General features: G+C 70.3%; 14 protein-coding genes. 5 read left to right on the forward strand and 9 right to left on the reverse strand.

Annotated elements, in window-relative coordinates; all coding sequences use genetic code 11:
* Positions 1-97: 97 nt before the first annotated feature.
* The 5 genes from ABEA81_RS22080 to ABEA81_RS22100 all read right to left on the reverse strand — a co-directional run bounded on the left by ABEA81_RS22080 (position 98) and on the right by ABEA81_RS22100 (position 5,667).
* On the reverse strand, positions 98-844 hold the full coding sequence (locus ABEA81_RS22080) for a hypothetical protein (protein ID WP_345607163.1): 747 nt from the start codon (positions 842-844) through the stop codon (positions 98-100).
* Positions 845-988: 144 nt separating this feature from the next.
* A complete protein-coding gene (locus tag ABEA81_RS22085; protein WP_345607164.1) occupies positions 989-2,236 on the reverse strand; it encodes a hypothetical protein in 1,248 nt (415 codons plus the stop codon).
* Positions 2,237-3,118: 882 nt separating this feature from the next.
* Positions 3,119-3,715 (reverse strand): superoxide dismutase, encoded by a 597-nt coding sequence (locus ABEA81_RS22090; protein WP_345607165.1) that lies wholly within the window; start codon positions 3,713-3,715, stop codon positions 3,119-3,121.
* 185 nt (positions 3,716-3,900) lie between these two features.
* A complete protein-coding gene (locus ABEA81_RS22095) occupies positions 3,901-4,299 on the reverse strand; it encodes a DoxX family protein (protein ID WP_345607166.1) in 399 nt (132 codons plus the stop codon).
* A 54-nt stretch (positions 4,300-4,353) separates the two neighbouring features.
* Positions 4,354-5,667, reverse strand: a complete 1,314-nt coding sequence (locus tag ABEA81_RS22100; RefSeq protein ID WP_345607167.1) for an MFS transporter — start codon at positions 5,665-5,667, stop codon at positions 4,354-4,356.
* A 107-nt stretch (positions 5,668-5,774) separates the two neighbouring features.
* Here ABEA81_RS22100 and ABEA81_RS22105 point away from each other — a divergent pair, with 107 nt between their 5' ends.
* Positions 5,775-6,656, forward strand: a complete 882-nt coding sequence (locus ABEA81_RS22105; RefSeq protein ID WP_345607168.1) for a PaaX family transcriptional regulator — start codon at positions 5,775-5,777, stop codon at positions 6,654-6,656.
* A gap of 26 nt (positions 6,657-6,682) precedes the next feature.
* Here ABEA81_RS22105 and ABEA81_RS22110 read toward each other — a convergent pair whose 3' ends face one another.
* Positions 6,683-7,330 (reverse strand): TetR/AcrR family transcriptional regulator, encoded by a 648-nt coding sequence (locus ABEA81_RS22110; protein ID WP_345607169.1) that lies wholly within the window; start codon positions 7,328-7,330, stop codon positions 6,683-6,685.
* A 104-nt stretch (positions 7,331-7,434) separates the two neighbouring features.
* Here ABEA81_RS22110 and ABEA81_RS22115 point away from each other — a divergent pair, with 104 nt between their 5' ends.
* From ABEA81_RS22115 to ABEA81_RS22125, 3 genes are read left to right on the forward strand one after another with little or no spacing between them, the layout of a single operon-like run.
* Positions 7,435-8,481 (forward strand): medium chain dehydrogenase/reductase family protein, encoded by a 1,047-nt coding sequence (locus ABEA81_RS22115; protein ID WP_345607170.1) that lies wholly within the window; start codon positions 7,435-7,437, stop codon positions 8,479-8,481.
* The gene (locus tag ABEA81_RS22120; RefSeq protein WP_345607171.1) at positions 8,478-9,098 is read left to right on the forward strand and encodes a TetR/AcrR family transcriptional regulator; all 621 of its coding nucleotides are present in this window, start codon (positions 8,478-8,480) and stop codon (positions 9,096-9,098) included. The genes ABEA81_RS22115 and ABEA81_RS22120 overlap by 4 nt, the downstream gene beginning before the upstream one ends.
* A gap of 16 nt (positions 9,099-9,114) precedes the next feature.
* The gene (locus ABEA81_RS22125; protein WP_345607172.1) at positions 9,115-9,738 is read left to right on the forward strand and encodes an ABC transporter permease; all 624 of its coding nucleotides are present in this window, start codon (positions 9,115-9,117) and stop codon (positions 9,736-9,738) included.
* Positions 9,739-9,938: 200 nt separating this feature from the next.
* Here the strand turns inward: ABEA81_RS22125 and ABEA81_RS22130 are convergent, their stop codons facing one another.
* Genes ABEA81_RS22130 through ABEA81_RS22140 form a run of 3 tightly spaced genes read right to left on the reverse strand, consistent with a single transcriptional unit; the run spans position 9,939 to position 14,565 of the window.
* Complete coding sequence (locus ABEA81_RS22130; RefSeq protein WP_345607173.1) at positions 9,939-10,394, reverse strand: PPC domain-containing DNA-binding protein; 456 nt, start codon at positions 10,392-10,394, stop codon at positions 9,939-9,941.
* The gene (locus ABEA81_RS22135) at positions 10,391-13,474 is read right to left on the reverse strand and encodes an FAD-binding and (Fe-S)-binding domain-containing protein (protein WP_345607175.1); all 3,084 of its coding nucleotides are present in this window, start codon (positions 13,472-13,474) and stop codon (positions 10,391-10,393) included. The genes ABEA81_RS22130 and ABEA81_RS22135 overlap by 4 nt, the downstream gene beginning before the upstream one ends.
* Entirely contained in the window at positions 13,471-14,565 is a 1,095-nt protein-coding gene (locus ABEA81_RS22140; protein ID WP_345607176.1) for an enolase C-terminal domain-like protein, read from the reverse strand. The genes ABEA81_RS22135 and ABEA81_RS22140 overlap by 4 nt, the downstream gene beginning before the upstream one ends.
* 115 nt (positions 14,566-14,680) lie before the next feature.
* Here ABEA81_RS22140 and ABEA81_RS22145 point away from each other — a divergent pair, with 115 nt between their 5' ends.
* Complete coding sequence (locus ABEA81_RS22145; RefSeq protein ID WP_345607177.1) at positions 14,681-15,181, forward strand: MarR family winged helix-turn-helix transcriptional regulator; 501 nt, start codon at positions 14,681-14,683, stop codon at positions 15,179-15,181.
* Positions 15,182-15,256 lie beyond the last annotated feature (75 nt).

Genomic DNA, 15,256 nt, shown 5'->3' on the forward strand with positions numbered 1-15,256 from the left:
GGGGTTCCGGGTTGACCCCGCCCGACCCCGCCAAGAACCGGCCAAGATCGCGGGGATGGCGAGCCACGGTCTGAAAGCCGCACCCGAACCACCTTAGCTACTGATTCGCGAAGATTGCGACCAGCGGATCCTTTTCATGCCAGCGTGCCCAAGCGTTCTCAGCCTTCTCGCGCTGATCAGCGCGAACCCGCGCGTATCGCGCATGGTGTCGGGCAAGTAGCGTGTCGACAGCCCGCCATATGCGACGCAAATGAAGGCCGAGATCTATCAACATTTCGGCGGCCGAGTACGGCCATTGCCGCCTACGCGGGTCCATCTTCTCCAGTAGTCTGGCACCGCTCGGCGCTGGGTGGCCACCAGTCGAGCAATGGTCCCAGTACTCCTCGTTAGAGAAGCCAGTAAGCTTCCTCATTTTCTTAGGGGAGAAAGAAAGGCGCACCTCGTCTGGACTGCTCTCAAACCACTTGCGAGCGTTGTCAAGGTCTGAGCCAAACCAGGTCAACAGATACTCGCATTCAATAAGCTGCCGAACGATTGCGCCAACGGCATAGTAGCGCTTGCTTCTTGCCATAGAAACGGCTGCCTCTGCCAGCTCGGCACTCATTGAAACCAGAATGGACACTGCACGAAACTCAGCAAATGAAGACCCGAACCCTTCCCGATTCTTTGGATCCTCGACGCGTCCGCCTCCTAGCCATGAGTCGATCGCCACCCAGTCTTCAATGTTGGAGATCACGGATAAGATCTCCGAGGCGTATTCGATTCGAGATGTACTCAACTCCACCTCAAGTAGTGCTTTTCGGATCTCATCGCGAATCTCTTCTGTAGCCTCGGATCCTGACATGTCTCGATAGTAGCCGATTCGAGGGTGTGTCAGTTGGGCGGGATAGTTCGAGACGACGACGGTGTATCAATGGGAGCCCCATGGACTGGGGAAGGCAGAGCAGCCGGCCGCGGCGACGACTGGCGATCACGACGCCTAAGGCACTCACGTAAGGTACACAGCGCCTTCGCGAACGTAGTTTGGCTCCTGCCATGCACGTGCCGAAGGATGCGTAGCCCAGAACGTTCGAAGCGCAATAAGGGAGCTAACTACTTCATGCAGAAGTGCGACCTGTTTGTGAGTGAACGTCTTGTCTGTCAAATTTGTTCTGATCGCGTGCGCAGGCTTCTGGCGCGCCCTCCGAACCTCCCGGAGTGGCTCGATAACCTCGTGCGCATTGTCCGGTGAAACCTTTAGGTTCTTTAACAGCTCCTCAAGTCGACCAATCGTTCCAAGGTTCTGACCACCCGAGTTCACTTTTGGAGCACCAAGGGCATCGAGCGCCTTTGCGCTCAGGTTATCTGATAATAATTTGTCAAGTTCATGAATGAATGCGTCCCATTCCCGCTCAGATGGTCGCAATATCCACCCGAAGCCCGCTGGTCGCTCACTGGTTCTGAAGAGTGGCACCCCGCAAATCAGTCGATTCAGGTCATTGAGCGCTTCTAGCTCAAAGAACATTCGCTGAAACGGCCCTAGTCCATCGGGCCAGTGTCCCATTTGCGACCCCCACCATACAGGATGAGGTCGCAGACTCGAACTGTCCGGCACTTCGTACGTCTTCCAACGCTGTTGATGAACGTCGGAGAGCTTCGCCAAGTCGCCATGGAACGCGCAGACCCTCCTGTGGATTGGAGATTCTGGGTCGCCTTTTCTGTAACCGCCCATGTCGTACGCAAAGCCAATATGGCTCATGACAATGCTGTCATACTCCGGCTCGTCTTCATCTAGATAAACCTCCTCGGAGGTTGCCGTCCGCACTCCAAAGTCTGAAAAGTTGAATTCGAAACGCGGGTCGTTTCGGTACTGCTCAAGAACGTCGAGCGTGAGGTATGCAGGCTCGAGGGTTCCTCGACCCCTGGCCATAGCCGTACTGTACGGCTTTCCCGAGAACTTTCTGGCTAGTCGACGCCGGGCGAGTGCTTCCGACGTCGGATAAAGGCAAATTGCCCGACCATGGGCTGTCGACATTTCGTACCGATTCGAGCTGTTGGTCGATTGTCCGTCGAGAGGGCCACGGCCGATATGTGGATTTGGGTAGTCCTCTTCGGAGACGACCTGAACCTTACCTGATTTCACTAATCGGATGACGTGTTCCTTGGCCTCATCGGACGCATCTCGGAACAGAAGTCCATTAAAGTCTCGAGACTTAAGATATGTGTTTATGATCTCATTCAAGAGAGTCGCGGTCACAAGGCCTACTATGCCACCTGACCTACATGTCTCCACGACGACGAGGCTCGGACGACAGCGATGGGGCATGGGCCCGGTATCCGGCCAGGTAGCGCCGAGCCCGGGCCCAGCTACTTCGTTGGGATCCAGCCGTATCGGCCCGGCGAACGCACGTCACACCCTCCCAGAGACACCGGAAGCGAGCAGCAAACACGTGGGTTTGACAGCTCACGGTGACAGCCACCGGCTCAAACCAGGCTGAGCGGTCAGCCACCTCAGCGTCGGTGGCAGGGTGGTCGAAAGCAGAAGTGGCCTATCCCAGACAGCGGAGCCAAGCCTAGGGATCAGAAGGTTAGGGGTTCGAATCCCTTCGGGCGCACTCGATCGGGGTTGCTCTTGCTCGACGGCTCCGCGCCTTCGCTCCTGACCGATCTTCGTCGTGTCCTGGGGGCCCAGCCCTCCACACCCCCAGCCGGAGGCGCGCCCCCGGCCCATGCCGTGGCTGGCTCTGCCTGTCCGCTCGGCCTTCGCGCCCTCGGCTGCTCGGTGCTGGCGTGCCTTCGCTCGCTCGGGCACGTCAAGCTGCCGTCACGTATGGCTGGTGATCATGGAGCGGGGGCAGGAGTTCTGCGGCGGGCGCGCAGGCCCAGTGCCACGTCGATCACCAGGAACGCGAGCAGGCTGGTCCCGAACAGGGGGCGACCCAGCCGATGCCGACGGCGAGGGCCACCGCGACGAGCGCGGTCGGAGGGCCCGCCCGCCGCAGCCGGCCGCGGGGCACCGGGCGCCCTCCCCAGCCGGCGGTGCCACCACGTGCGGTAGCCGAGCCCGATCAGCGTGATCATCCTCAGCCCGAACACGATGGGCGCCCCGAAGAGCGCGCTGCCCCGTGCCCGCGGTGTCTCAGGCGCGGGCCTTGGCGAAGCGCTGGGCCGCGTCGGTCCAGTTGACGACGTTCCACCAGGCCTTGACGTAGTCCGGCTTCACGTTGCGGTACTGCAGGTAGAAGGCGTGCTCCCACATGTCGAGCATGACCAGCGGGACCTGGCCGGCGGGGAGGTGGGTGTGGTCGTAGAGCTGGTGGACCAGCAGCCGTCCGCCGAGGGTGTCCCAGCCGAGGACGGCCCAGCCGGAGCCCTGGATGGTGGTGGCGGCCGCGGTGAAGTGGGCGCGGAAGGCGTCGAAGGAGCCGAAGTGGTCGTCGATGGCGGCGGCGAGCTCGCCGGTGGGCTCGTCGCCGCCGTCGGGGGAGAGGTTGTTCCAGAAGATCGAGTGGTTGACGTGGCCGCCGAGGTTGAACGCGAGGGTCTTCTCCAGCCCGACGATCGAGCCGTAGTCGCCCGAGTCGCGGGCGGCGGCGAGCTTGTCGAGCACGTCGTTGGTGGCGTTGACGTAGGTCTGGTGGTGCCTGGAGTGGTGCAGCTCCATGATCTCGCCGGCGATGTGCGGGGCGAGGGCGCCGTAGTCGTAGGGGAGATCGGGCAACGCGTACTCGGCCACGGATGTACTCCTCGTTCGTGATGGTCCTCGCGGGAGGGGATCCGGGGCCGCGGACCGTTCACCTCGATCCGCGGACCCGGACCGCGCAGCCGATGTCGAGCTGCCAGAACGATCACCGGCGGCCTCCAGCATGCCATTGGCGACACAATATGGCTACTGCAAGAGAGTTGCAATTATGTCCGGCGTCAGCTGCCCGCGAGCAGCCAGCCGGCGGCCAGCGCGGGGACGAGGTAGAGCAGCGGGAACGGGATGTGGCCGTAGGAGCGCGCCCGGACAACCGTGATGACGGCTCCGGTGAAGTACAGGAGCAGTCCGGCGGACGCGGCGACCCCGATCCCGGGGACGGCGAGGCCGGCGAGCAGGCCGGCAGCGCCGAGGGCCTTGGCGACGGCGAGCCACGGCCACCAGCTCTCGGGAACGCCGTACTCGACGAGGTTGTCGACCACGAATGCCTTGCGGGCCAGCAGGGCGTAGGCGGAGAAGCCGATCCAGGCGGCGGCGGCGACCGCGACGGTGATCGTGACGATGCCCACGGCAGTCCTCTCGGTCCAGGCGGCCGCGCTGGTGCGGGGCCGCTCTGGCACGTTGACACCGTGCGGGCGGGCCATGTGACCGGAGAGGTCGGTTCAGGGGTGTCGCTACGCGGGTGCGCGGCTCGTCGTGGCCTCGCCCGTGGAACGCAGGTCGGCCCGCGACGTCTCACCGAGGACCAGGATGCAGGCGATGCTCACCAAGCAGCACGCGGCGATGATCAGCGAGACGACGATCGTGCCGGCCGACCCGGAGAGCACCGCCGCGAACGTGACGGGGGCGAGACCCGCGCCGGTGCCGGCGATCTGGTAGCCGAGGGAGGCGCCCGTGTAGCGCGCCCGGGTGGCGAACAGCTCGGCGTAGAGCGCGGCGAGAGGTCCGTGCAGGGCCGCGTGGAGCACGCCCTGCCCGACCACGACGGCCAGCCAGAGCAGGAGCGTGGAGCCGCTGTCGACCAGCGGGAAGAGCAGGAAGCTCCAGATGCCGGTGCCGATCGCGCCGGCGAGCACCACCGGCTTGCGCCCGACGCGGTCGGACAGGGCGGAGTAGCCGATCACCCCGAGGACCGCCACCACCGAGGAGACGGTGAGCGCGGTGAGCACCGTCTGCCGCGTGAAACCGGCCCCGACCGCGTACGAGATGACGAACGTCGTGAGCGTGCTCTGCGCGACGAACGAGCCGAAGCCGATGCCGATGGACAGCGCGAGGCTCCGCGGGTGGTTGCGCAGCACCTCGACCAGCGGTGGCGTGCTGGGCAGGGTGCCGGCCGCCTCCCGGAACACCGGCGTCTCCTCGACCCGGGCCCGGATGAACAGGCCGACGACCAGTAGCACGGCGCTGAGCAGGAACGGGATGCGCCATCCCCAGACGAGGAACTGCTCCTCGCCCGAGATCGCGGTCGCCGCCGCCAGCACGAGGGTGGACACGACCATCCCCGCGGGCCCGCCCGCGTTCGTGAAGCTCGCCCACAGACCCCGGCGCGAGGTGGCGTGCTCGGCCGACATCAGCACGCCGCCGCCCCACTCGCCGCCGACCGCGATCCCCTGGGCGATGCGCAGCAGCACAAGCAGAATCGGCGCGAGCCCGCCGATCTGGGCGTAGGTCGGCAGGAGGCCGATGAGCACGCTCGCAACGCCCATCACCGACATCGTCACCATCAGCATCCGCTTGCGGCCGATGCGATCGCCGAAGTGCCCGAAGAGGATGCCCCCGAGCGGGCGGGCGAGATAGCCGGTGGCGAGCGTGCCGAAGCTCGCGACGGTGCCGACGAGCGGGTCGAGATCGGAGAAGAACACCCGGTTGAACACGACTGCGGACGCCGTGGCGTAGAGCAGGAAGTCGTAGTACTCGATCACCGTGCCGATGAAGCTCGACACCACGGCACGCCGGAGCTGGACGGCGGAGTGGGCGGGATGCGCCATTGCGATGCCCTCTCGGAATGGGTGGGGCCAGACTTTATGCGTGATCAACACGCCCGTCAAGAAGATGTCCAACGTCCGAAGGGCCGGTGAGCTGCGAAGATGGCGGGATGACGAGCAGTGCCCTGCCCATCGGGCCGGCCGAAGGCGCGGACGGGCCGCCACAGATCCGGCCCCAGACCCACGTGCTGATGTTCAGCGGGATCCACCTCGGGCGTCCTGGCACTGCGGTCGCCACCGCCGGGCTGATCGACGTGCTGGCGCGGGTAGGCGTCGGGGAGCACGCGGCGCGTGCGACGGTCGCGCGGATGACCTCCCGGGGCGTGCTGCAGCGCCGGCGGCGCGGGCGGCGCGTCTACCTGTCGCCGACGCCCTCCGCGCGTACCGCGCTCGAGGAGGGCGGAGTCCGCGCCTGGCAGTCGCCGGTCAACCGCACGTGGGACGGGCGGTGGACGCTGCTCGGCTTCTCCCTCCCGGAGAGCAGGCGGGCGGACCGCCACCTGCTGCGGGCGCGGTTGCAGTGGGCGGGCTTCGGGATGCTGCAGAGCGGGCTGTGGGTCGCGCCCCGGGCCGTCGACGTGGAGCGGCTCCTCGAGGAGCTGGACGTGCTCGGGCACGTCAAGGTCTTCCGGGCCAACGTCGACGCGCCGACCCGGGTCGCCGAGCTCATCGAGGATGCGTGGGACGTCACCGGGATCGCCCGTGGCTACCGGGAGTTCCTCGCCCGCTGGGACCGTGCCGAGCCGCTGCCGGACGCGCCCGACGACCTCGCCCGCCAGCTCTGGTTGCACGGGGAGTGGAGCCTGCTCGCCCGCCGCGACCCGGGCCTGCCGGTGGACTACCTGCCGGCCGACTGGCCCGCGGTGCGCGCCGAGCACGTGGCGCTGCGCCTGCGGGCGCAGTACGAACCGGTCGCCGATGCGCTCGCGGCCGAGCTCGTCGAGGTGCTCGATGTTCGACAGGCTCTTGACGACCGCCACGATCACGAATGACGTTCTGAGGCGTTGCGGCCGGATCGTCAGGCCGTCGCCTCCCGCAGGTGTCCCAGCGCGCCGATGAGGCGTTCGGCGATGTCCGCGGGCCAGGGGAAGCTTACGGTCACCGACTGCTGGTGGGCGAGCCCGTGCAGGCCGACCCACAGCGCGACGGCATCGGCGGCCGGGTCGTCGCTGGTGGCGATACCCGCGGCGACGCACTCGCCCAGCACGTCGGCGAGCAGCTGCAGCGTGCTGCGACCCAGCTCGTGCATGTCGGCCTCGGTCACCGAGCCCGCCTCCAGGTCGGGCATCCACAGTCCCCCGAACATCGTGCGATAGCGGCCGGGACGACTCCGGGCGAACTCGAGGTACGCGGTGCAGACGGCGAAGAGCCGCGACCGCGGGTCGTCGTCCGCGGCATCCCGCGTGCGGTGCAGCTCTGCGTCGAGCTCCTCGAAGGCCTGCTGGACGACGGCCAGCATGATCCCGGGTTGGTCGGCGAAGTGGCGGTAGATCGACGGTGCCGTGATCCCGACCCTGCGGGCGACCGCCCTCAGGGTCACGGCCCGCTCGTCACCGGTCTCGTCCAGGAGTGCGACGGCCCCGGCCACGATGTCGTCGCGCAGCCGGGCGCCCTCGCCGCGGCGGTTGCGGGTGCGGGCGGCGGGTGCCGGGGCGTGCTCTGACATGGCATCAGCTTACACCCGAGAACTTACGCACGTTTGGCTTGCGGCATGAAGTAAACGCGCGTAGCGTTACGAGCGTAAGGTTAACGATGTGAACGGAGTCAGACGTGGACCGCACCACCGCCACCACCCAGGTCACCGAGGTCGTCCTGCCCGGCCGGGTCGAGCCGAGCGGCCTGCAGGTCCGCAACCGTGAGCTCGCGGCGCCGGCCGCGGGGCAGGCCGTCCTGCGCATGGACGCGACCGGCGTGTCGTTCGCCGAGCAGCAGATGCGCCGGGGCAAGTACTTCGACCAGCCGCCGTTCCCGTTCGTGCCCGGCTACGACGTCGTCGGCACGGTGACCGCGACCGGCCCCGGGGTGGACCCCACCCTGGTGGGCCGCCGGTTCGCCGCGGTCACCAAGATCGGGAGCTGGGCGTCCCACCAGCTGCTCGACGTCGCCGACCTGGTGCCCGTGCCGGACGGCGTGGACGCCGCCGACGCCGAGACGGTGGTCGTCAACGGGATCACGGCATGGCAGATGCTGCACCGGACCGCGCGGGTCCGTCCCGGGGCGACGATCGTGGTGCTGGGCGCCAACGGCGGCGTCGGGACGACGCTCGTGCAGCTGGCCCGCCACGCCGGGATCACCGTGATCGGCACCGCGTCACCCCGGCACCACGCGGCCGTGCGCGAGCTCGGCGCCACCCCGGTCGACTACCGCGACCCGGACGTGTACCGGCGGATCCGCGAGCTCGCGCCGGACGGCGTGGACGCGGTGTTCGACCACGTCGGCGGCCCGGGGATCACCGAGTCCTGGCGGCTGCTGCGCCGCGGCGGGACGCTGGTGTCGTACGGCACGGCGGCCACCAAGGACGAGGAGGGCGACTCCCGCCTCCCGGTGCTGAAGCTGTTCGCGCGGCTGCTGGTGTGGCACGTGCTGCCCAACGGCAGGTCGGCGCGGTTCTACAACTTCTGGGCCGGCCTGCGCCGGCGCGACGCCTTCCGCGCCCGGCTGCGGGAGGACCTCACCTCGGTGTTCCGACTGCTGGCCGACGGGGTCCTCACCGCGAAGGTCGCCGCGCGGTTCCCGCTGTCGGACGCCGGGTCGGCGCTGGCGCTGGCCGAGTCGCGCACGGTCGCCGGCAAGGTCGTCATCGTCCCGGACGCGTGACCGTCGTGGCACCCGCCCGCCGGAACCGCGACCGGCCGCGGAGCCGCCGCGGGGAGGGCGTGCGGTTGCGCGCCGAGATCCTGGCCGCCGCCACGGAGCTGCTCGACGCGAGCGGCGACGAGCGGGCGGTGACGCTGCGTGCCGTGGCGCGCCGGGTCGGGATCGCCGCCCCGTCGATCTACCCGCACTTCCCCGACCGGCCCGCCATCGTGCTGGCCGTCGCCCGGCAGGGCTTCGCCGAGCTGGGCGGCCGGATCCGCTCGGCGACCGGCTCGGCGGGCGACGATCCCCGCGCCCGGCTGATCGGCGCCTGCCGCGCGTACGTCGACTTCGCGGACCGCCGCCCCGCGCGGTACCGGCTGATGTTCGGCCGGGTCCACGACCCGGAGGATCCGACCGCCGTCGGCGGCGAGGCGGTGCGGATCCTCACCGAGACCTTGACCGACTGCGTCGCCGCGGGCCGGTCCACCAGCACCGACCTGCGCGCCGACGCGATCTCGCTCTGGGTGGGCCTGCACGGCCTCGCCCACCAGCACGCCGTCGCGGCGTTGTACCCCTGGCCGCCGGACATCGTCCGCCGGGTTGCCGCTCCCCTGTCCCGCCTCGTCGTCACCTGACCACATCGGAGAGATCATGAACGCCACGACCCTGCCCGCCCCGGCCACCGTTCCCGCCACGACCGGGGACGTCGACAGCCGCGCCGCCTACGCCGGCTTCGGGCTCGCCTACGTCTTCGGACACGGCGCATCGGCGATCTCCCTGGGCCCCGACCCGCTGGTCGCCCTGCCGGCCTGGCTGCCCATGACCCTCCTCGGCGCCGGCCTCGCCGCCGGCACCGTCTTCGCCGTGCTCGCGGCCAACCAGGCCCAGCGCGGTGCGGGCCGGGAGGAGGTCCTCTCCGGGAAGCTGCTGGGGCTCTCGTGGATCAGCGCCTTCGCCGCGCTGTTCCTCGCCATCACCGGTCTCGCCGCCGAGCTGGGCCGTCCCGACCTGCAGACGATGCTGTGGCCGACCTGGTCCGGGTTCCTCGTCGGGGTGCTCTACCTCGGGGAAGGCGCCGCCCGCCGCAACGTCCTGCACTACGGGCTCGGGACGTGGCTCGCCCTGACCTCCGCCGCCGCCCTCTTCCTCGGCATCCCCAGCCTGTTCTGGGTGCTCGCCGTCGCGGGCGGCGGTGGGTTCGCGGTCGCGGCCGTGCTGGAGCGCCGCCGCCTCGCCTCCCGTGGCGGCCGCTCGTCGTACAACTCGGGTTCGTGATCACCGGTTGCCCGGATGTGCTGCCGGGTTGGTGAGGGCCTCCGGTGGTGCCGCGCATCGTGCCGGGGCCGACGATCATGGCTGATCACCCGCGGCTGCGGGACCGTGCACGGTGGTCTTGATCAGCGAGTGCGGTTGTGGAACCGCACGGCTGCGGCTTCAGCACCACCCCTGGCGATCATGGCCCCGGCGCCGTGTGGCTAGTTCCGGAAGACGTGGCCGCCCAGCGAGATGAGCGCCAGCCCGGTCTCCGGGTCGACCTGCTTGCGCAGGTGGTTGGGGGTCTCGGTGACGATCACCTCGAGCGTGGGCCAGACGATCGCCCGCTTCAGGTGGCCGCCGACGGTCGAGCCGTCGCGGCGGCCGAGCACGGCGTGGGCGTGCAGCGCCGGCGCCTCGTCCTGGGCGGCGATGTCGCCGATCAGTGAGAGCACCTCGGCCTGCTCGCTGACCGGGATGTCGTGGTACTGCGCCTCGTCGGGGTCGAAGTAGGCGAGCGTCGCCTCGCGGAAGGCGCCGATCGCGGTGAGGGACGCTCCACCGATCCCGCGTTCCCGCGCGAACGCGAGCAGCTCGCCGGCGGCCTCGTCGTCCTTGTCCATCACGACGGCGAAGGTGCGCAGGCCATCGGCGTCGTGCAGCAGGGTGCTCCTCATCGTGCTCCTCCCCGGACCGGTCGTCGTCCCGCTCGCCGCGCCAGCACCGCCGCCGCGACGGCGGTGGTCGCCGCGAGCGCGCCCCCCGCGATGGCGGCCCCGTGTCCGTCGTGGGACGGCGCTGCCGTGGGGGTGTCCGCGATGGACCTGCTCAGCACCTCGGCGAGGTGCATGCCGCGGCGGCCGGTCGCACCCTGCTCGATCTGGGTGCGGCAGCTGAACCCGTCGGCCAGGACGAGCGTGTCCGGGTCGGCGGCGCGCACGGCGGGGAGGAGGGCCTGCTCGGCGCAGGCCATCGACACGTCGTAGTGCCCGGCCTCGAACCCGAAGTTGCCCGCGAGGCCGCAACAGCCCGACTCCAGCCGCCGGGCGTCGATGCCGGCGCGCGACATCGCCTCCACGTCCGCGTCGAACCCCAGCACCGCGTGCTGGTGGCAGTGCGCCTGCACGATCGCGGCGCGCTCGTGGCGCTCGGGCCGCCACGGCCGCGGCGCGTGGTGGACGAGCGCTTCGGCGAGCGTCACGAACCGGGACTGCAGCCGGGCGACGTCCTCGTCCTCCGGCAGCAGCTCGGCCGCATCGGACCGGAACACCGCCGAGCACGACGGTTCCAGCCCGACGACGAGGTGGCCGGCCTCGATCCACGGCCGGAGCGCCGCGATCGTGCGCTGCAGCCGCCGCCGAGCGACGCCGAGCTGGCCGGTCGAGATCCACGTCAGGCCGCAGCAGAGCGGCTCGTCGGGCACGGCGACGCGGAACCCGGCGTGCTCGAGGACGTCGACGGCAGCCCGCGCGATGTGCGGCTCGAAGTGGTTGGTGAACGTGTCGGGCCACAGCACGACCGTGTCCGGGTCGCCGGGTCGCGCGGCCGGCCGCCCTTGCCGGTGCCACCAGTCCTGGAAGGTCTCGGTGGCGAAGGCGGGGGCGTCGCGCTCGACCGCGATGCCGGCGAGTCGCTTGCCGAGGCGCGCGACGCCGGGCGCGTGCAGGAGGGCGTTGACCGCGCGCGGTGCCACCCGGGCCAGCCGCGCCCAGGTCGGGAGCCAGCCCAACGCGTAGTGCGCCATCGGCCGCAACCGCCCGGCGTAGTGGTGGGCGAGGAACTCCGCCTTGTAGGTGGCCATGTCGACGCCCACCGGGCAGTCCGACTTGCAGCCCTTGCACGCCAGGCACAGGTCGAGCGCATCGCGCACCGCCTCGGAGCGGAACCCGTCCCGGACGGGGGAGTCCGCGTGGCCCTGCAGCATCTCGAACAGCAGCCGCGCCCGTCCCCGCGTCGAGTGCTCCTCCTCGCGCGTCACCTGGTAGGACGGGCACATCACACCGTCGCCGGGCACGGAGCGCCGGCACGCCCCCACCCCGACGCAGCGCATGACCGCGGCGGTGAAGCTCCCCTTGTCGTGCGGGTAGCCGAACCATGTCTCGTGCGCCTGCGGCCGCCAGCCGGCGCCCAGCCGCAGGTTCTCGTCCACCCGGTACGGGGCGACGACCTTGCCCGGGTTCATCCGGTTCTCCGGGTCGAACAGCGCCTTCAGCTCCCCGAAGGCGCGCACCAGCTCCGGTCCGAACATCCGCTCGAGCAGCTCGCCACGGGCCTGCCCGTCGCCGTGCTCGCCGGACAGCGAACCACCGTAGGAGACGACGAGGTCGGCGGCCCGCTCGAGGAACCGGCGGAACTCGGCGACGCCCGTGGCGCTCTTGAGCCGGAACGGGATGCGCGTGTGCACGCACCCGTGGCCGAAGTGCCCGTAGAGCGAGGGCCGGTCGAGGTCGAACTCCGCGAACAGTCTGCGCAGGTCGCGCAGGTAGTCGCCCAGGTGTTCGGGTGCGACGGCCGAGTCCTCCCAGCCTTCCCACGTCTCGGGGGTGAGCACGGGGCGGGCCGTCACGCCGAGGCCTGCCTCGCGGGCGTCCAGCATCTTGGCCTCGCGGGCGGGATCGTCGGTGAGGACGACGCCGGGGTCGTCACGGCTCCTGCCGAGCGCGTCGAGCAGGCTCGCCGCCTGCTCGTCCGGGCTGTCCGGGTCGTCGGCCCCGAACTGGACGAGCAGCCACGCCTCGCCCTCGGGGAGCGCCGCCAAGGAGTCGAGGTGGACGTGCTCGTTGCGCATGAGCTCGGCCATGCGCTGGTCCATCGCCTCGAGCAGCACCGGGGAGACGGAGCAGTTCGCGAGGATCCCGGGCACCGCGTCGGCGGCCGCGATGACGTCCGGGAAGCCGAGCACGAGCATCGCGGTGTGCTCCAGGACCGGGACGAGCTGCAGCTCGGCGTGCAGGACGGTGGCCAGCGTTCCCTCGCTCCCGACGAGCAGCTTGGCGAGGTCGAAGCCCTGCTCGGGCAGCAGCGCGTCCAGGCTGTAGCCCGACACCCGCCGCGGGATGTCCGGGTACCTGTCCCGGACCAGGCCCGAGTAGCGATCGCGCAGGTGCACCAGGGTGCGGTAGAGCTGGGCCGTGTCGCCCGCCCCGTGGGTGAGGGTCGCCAGCTCGTCGTCGCCGGTGGCGCCGACCCAGCTGCGCCATCCCCGGTAGGTGAGGATCTCCAGGCGGCGCACGTTGTCGGCGGTCTTGCCGTAGGCCTGGGCGGTCGCCCCGCACGAGTTGTTCCCGATCATCCCGCCGAGCGTGCAGTGGTCGTGGGTGGCGGGCTTCGGCCCGAACACCAGGCCGTGCGGGGCGAGCTCGCGGTTCAGGTCGTCGAGCACGATGCCCGGCTCCACCACGCACGTCCGCGCTTGCGGGTCGACCGAGACGAGCCGGTTGCAGTACTTGGACCAGTCGATCACCACCGCGGTGTTCGTGCACTGCCCGCCGAGGCTGGTGCCCCCGCCGCGGGACAGCACCGGCGCGTCGTGGTCGCGGCACACCGCGACCGCCGTGGCGCCCGCCTCCACGGACCGCGGGACGACGACGGCGATCGGCACCTGCCGGTAGTTCGAGCCGTCGGTCGCATACGCCCCGCGGGACCCCGCGTCGAACCGGACCTCCCCGTCCACGCGGGCGCGCAGGTCGGCCTCGAGCACGCGGACGTCCACGTCGGGAACGGCGCGCGGCGGACGCAGGTCGAGATCGGTCCTCATCGGTCCTCTCGGTAGCGCTCGGCGGCGTCGCGGCGCAGGGTCAGCCCGTTCCCGGCGGCCTCGGGATCGGGGCGGATCGTGCCTCCGGTGGGGTCGAGGACGCCGTCGAAGAACATCTGCTCGATCCGCACGTGGTCGTGGAACCACTCGAGGTGGCGCAGGTTCGGGGTGGCCGCGGCGACGTGGGCGTGCAGGTGCGGCGCGCAGTGCCCGGAGACGTCGAGGTGGTGGGCGGCCGCGACGGCGGCGATGCGCAGCCACTCGGTGATCCCGCCGCAGCGGGTCACGTCCGCCTGCAGGCAGTCGACGGCACGGGCCGCGCACATGCGCCGGAAGTAGGTGAGGTCGTAGCCGTACTCGCCCGCGGCGACGTCCGCCGCGACGCCGTCGCGCACGGCGCGCAGCCCGTCCAGGTCGTCGGACGACACCGGCTCCTCGAACCACCGGACGTCGCAGTGGGTGGCGGCCTGCATGACCCGGACGGCCTGCTTGCGCCCGTAAGCGCCGTTCGCGTCGACGAACAGCTCGACGTCCGGCCCGATCGCCGCGCGGGCCTCGTCGATGCGGGCCAGGTCGCGCGCGACCGCGCTGCCGAACGACTCCCCGATCTTGATCTTGACGCGCGGGATGCCCGTGTCCGTCCAGCCGGTGAGCTGCTCCCGCAGCCGGTCGGAGCCGTAGGTGGTGAAGCCCCCGCTCCCGTAGACCGGGACCTCGTCGCGCACCGCACCGAGCAGCCGGTGCAGCGGCAGCCCGAGCAGCCGCGCTTCGAGGTCCCAGAGCGCGGTGTCCACAGCGGAGATCGCGTAGCCAGCGACACCGGGCCGTCCGGCGTTGCGGACCACAGCCACCATCGCGTGGAAGGCACCGGCGGCGTCGACCGCGTCCCTGCCCAGCACGACATCGGTGAGCTGGTCGTGCACCACCGATGCACAGGCGGGCGGCCCGTAGGTCCACCCCGTGCCGACGGTGCCGTCGCACCGGGCCTCGACCAGCACCATCGTGGTGGAGTCCCAGGCCAACGTGCCGTCAGCCTCCGGGGCGTCGGTCGGCACCGTGTACACGGCGACGTCGAGCGCCTCGACGACCATGTCACCTCCCGGCGATCGGTGGTGCGCGGACTCCTCGCCCGCCCCTCGCCCACCGGCTACCCCCGACCGTTGCGCCTAAGCACGTGATGCGCTATCGCACACGGTGCCCTGTGGCATGCACACTGTCGCGGTGGCGAGCGCGCAGCCGGAGCCGGCGAACGAGGTCGACGCGGTCATGCTGGCCGCACGGGTGCTCGTCGGGGTGAGCGCGCGATCCGTCGCCATGGTCGAGGACGTCGTCACGCTGCCGCAGTTGCGGTTGCTCGTGATGGTGATGAGCCGCGGACCGCTGAACCTGGCCGCGGTCGCGGACGGGCTGGGCATCCACCCGTCGAACGCCACCCGCGCCTGCGACCGGCTGGTGGCGGGGGGCCTGCTGGACCGCCGGGACAACCCGGCCGACCGCCGCAACCTCCTGCTCGAGCTGACCCCGTCCGGACGTGAGCTCGTCAGCCGCGTGATGGCCCACCGGCGGGCCGCGATCGCCGAGATCCTCGACCGGATGCCCTCCGGCCGCAGGCAGGCGCTCACGAACGTCCTGCGCTCCTTCGCCGATGCGGCCGGCGAGCTACCACACCGCGACGTGTGGGCACTGGGCTGGACCACGTCCGACTGAACCGCCGGCCTCCGTCGCGGCCGCGGCGGGTGTGCGCGGGCGCAATCGTCGTGCTGGGCAGGTGGATGCGCAGGC

Source organism: Pseudonocardia adelaidensis (genome assembly GCF_039543345.1).
Classification (GTDB): domain Bacteria; phylum Actinomycetota; class Actinomycetes; order Mycobacteriales; family Pseudonocardiaceae; genus Pseudonocardia; species Pseudonocardia adelaidensis.

Excerpts from the sequence above, each read along its gene's own strand:
- ABEA81_RS22135 (WP_345607175.1), bottom strand. The coding sequence starts at position 13,474 with ATGAGGACCGATCTCGACCTGCGTCCGCCGCGCGCCGTTCCCGACGTG.
- ABEA81_RS22140 (WP_345607176.1), bottom strand. The coding sequence starts at position 14,565 with ATGGTCGTCGAGGCGCTCGACGTCGCCGTGTACACGGTGCCGACCGAC.
- ABEA81_RS22125 (WP_345607172.1), top strand. The coding sequence starts at position 9,115 with ATGAACGCCACGACCCTGCCCGCCCCGGCCACCGTTCCCGCCACGACC.
- ABEA81_RS22080 (WP_345607163.1), bottom strand. The coding sequence starts at position 844 with ATGTCAGGATCCGAGGCTACAGAAGAGATTCGCGATGAGATCCGAAAA.
- ABEA81_RS22110 (WP_345607169.1), bottom strand. The coding sequence starts at position 7,330 with ATGTCAGAGCACGCCCCGGCACCCGCCGCCCGCACCCGCAACCGCCGC.
- ABEA81_RS22145 (WP_345607177.1), top strand. The coding sequence starts at position 14,681 with ATGCACACTGTCGCGGTGGCGAGCGCGCAGCCGGAGCCGGCGAACGAG.
- ABEA81_RS22105 (WP_345607168.1), top strand. The coding sequence starts at position 5,775 with ATGACGAGCAGTGCCCTGCCCATCGGGCCGGCCGAAGGCGCGGACGGG.
- ABEA81_RS22130 (WP_345607173.1), bottom strand. The coding sequence starts at position 10,394 with ATGAGGAGCACCCTGCTGCACGACGCCGATGGCCTGCGCACCTTCGCC.
- ABEA81_RS22100 (WP_345607167.1), bottom strand. The coding sequence starts at position 5,667 with ATGGCGCATCCCGCCCACTCCGCCGTCCAGCTCCGGCGTGCCGTGGTG.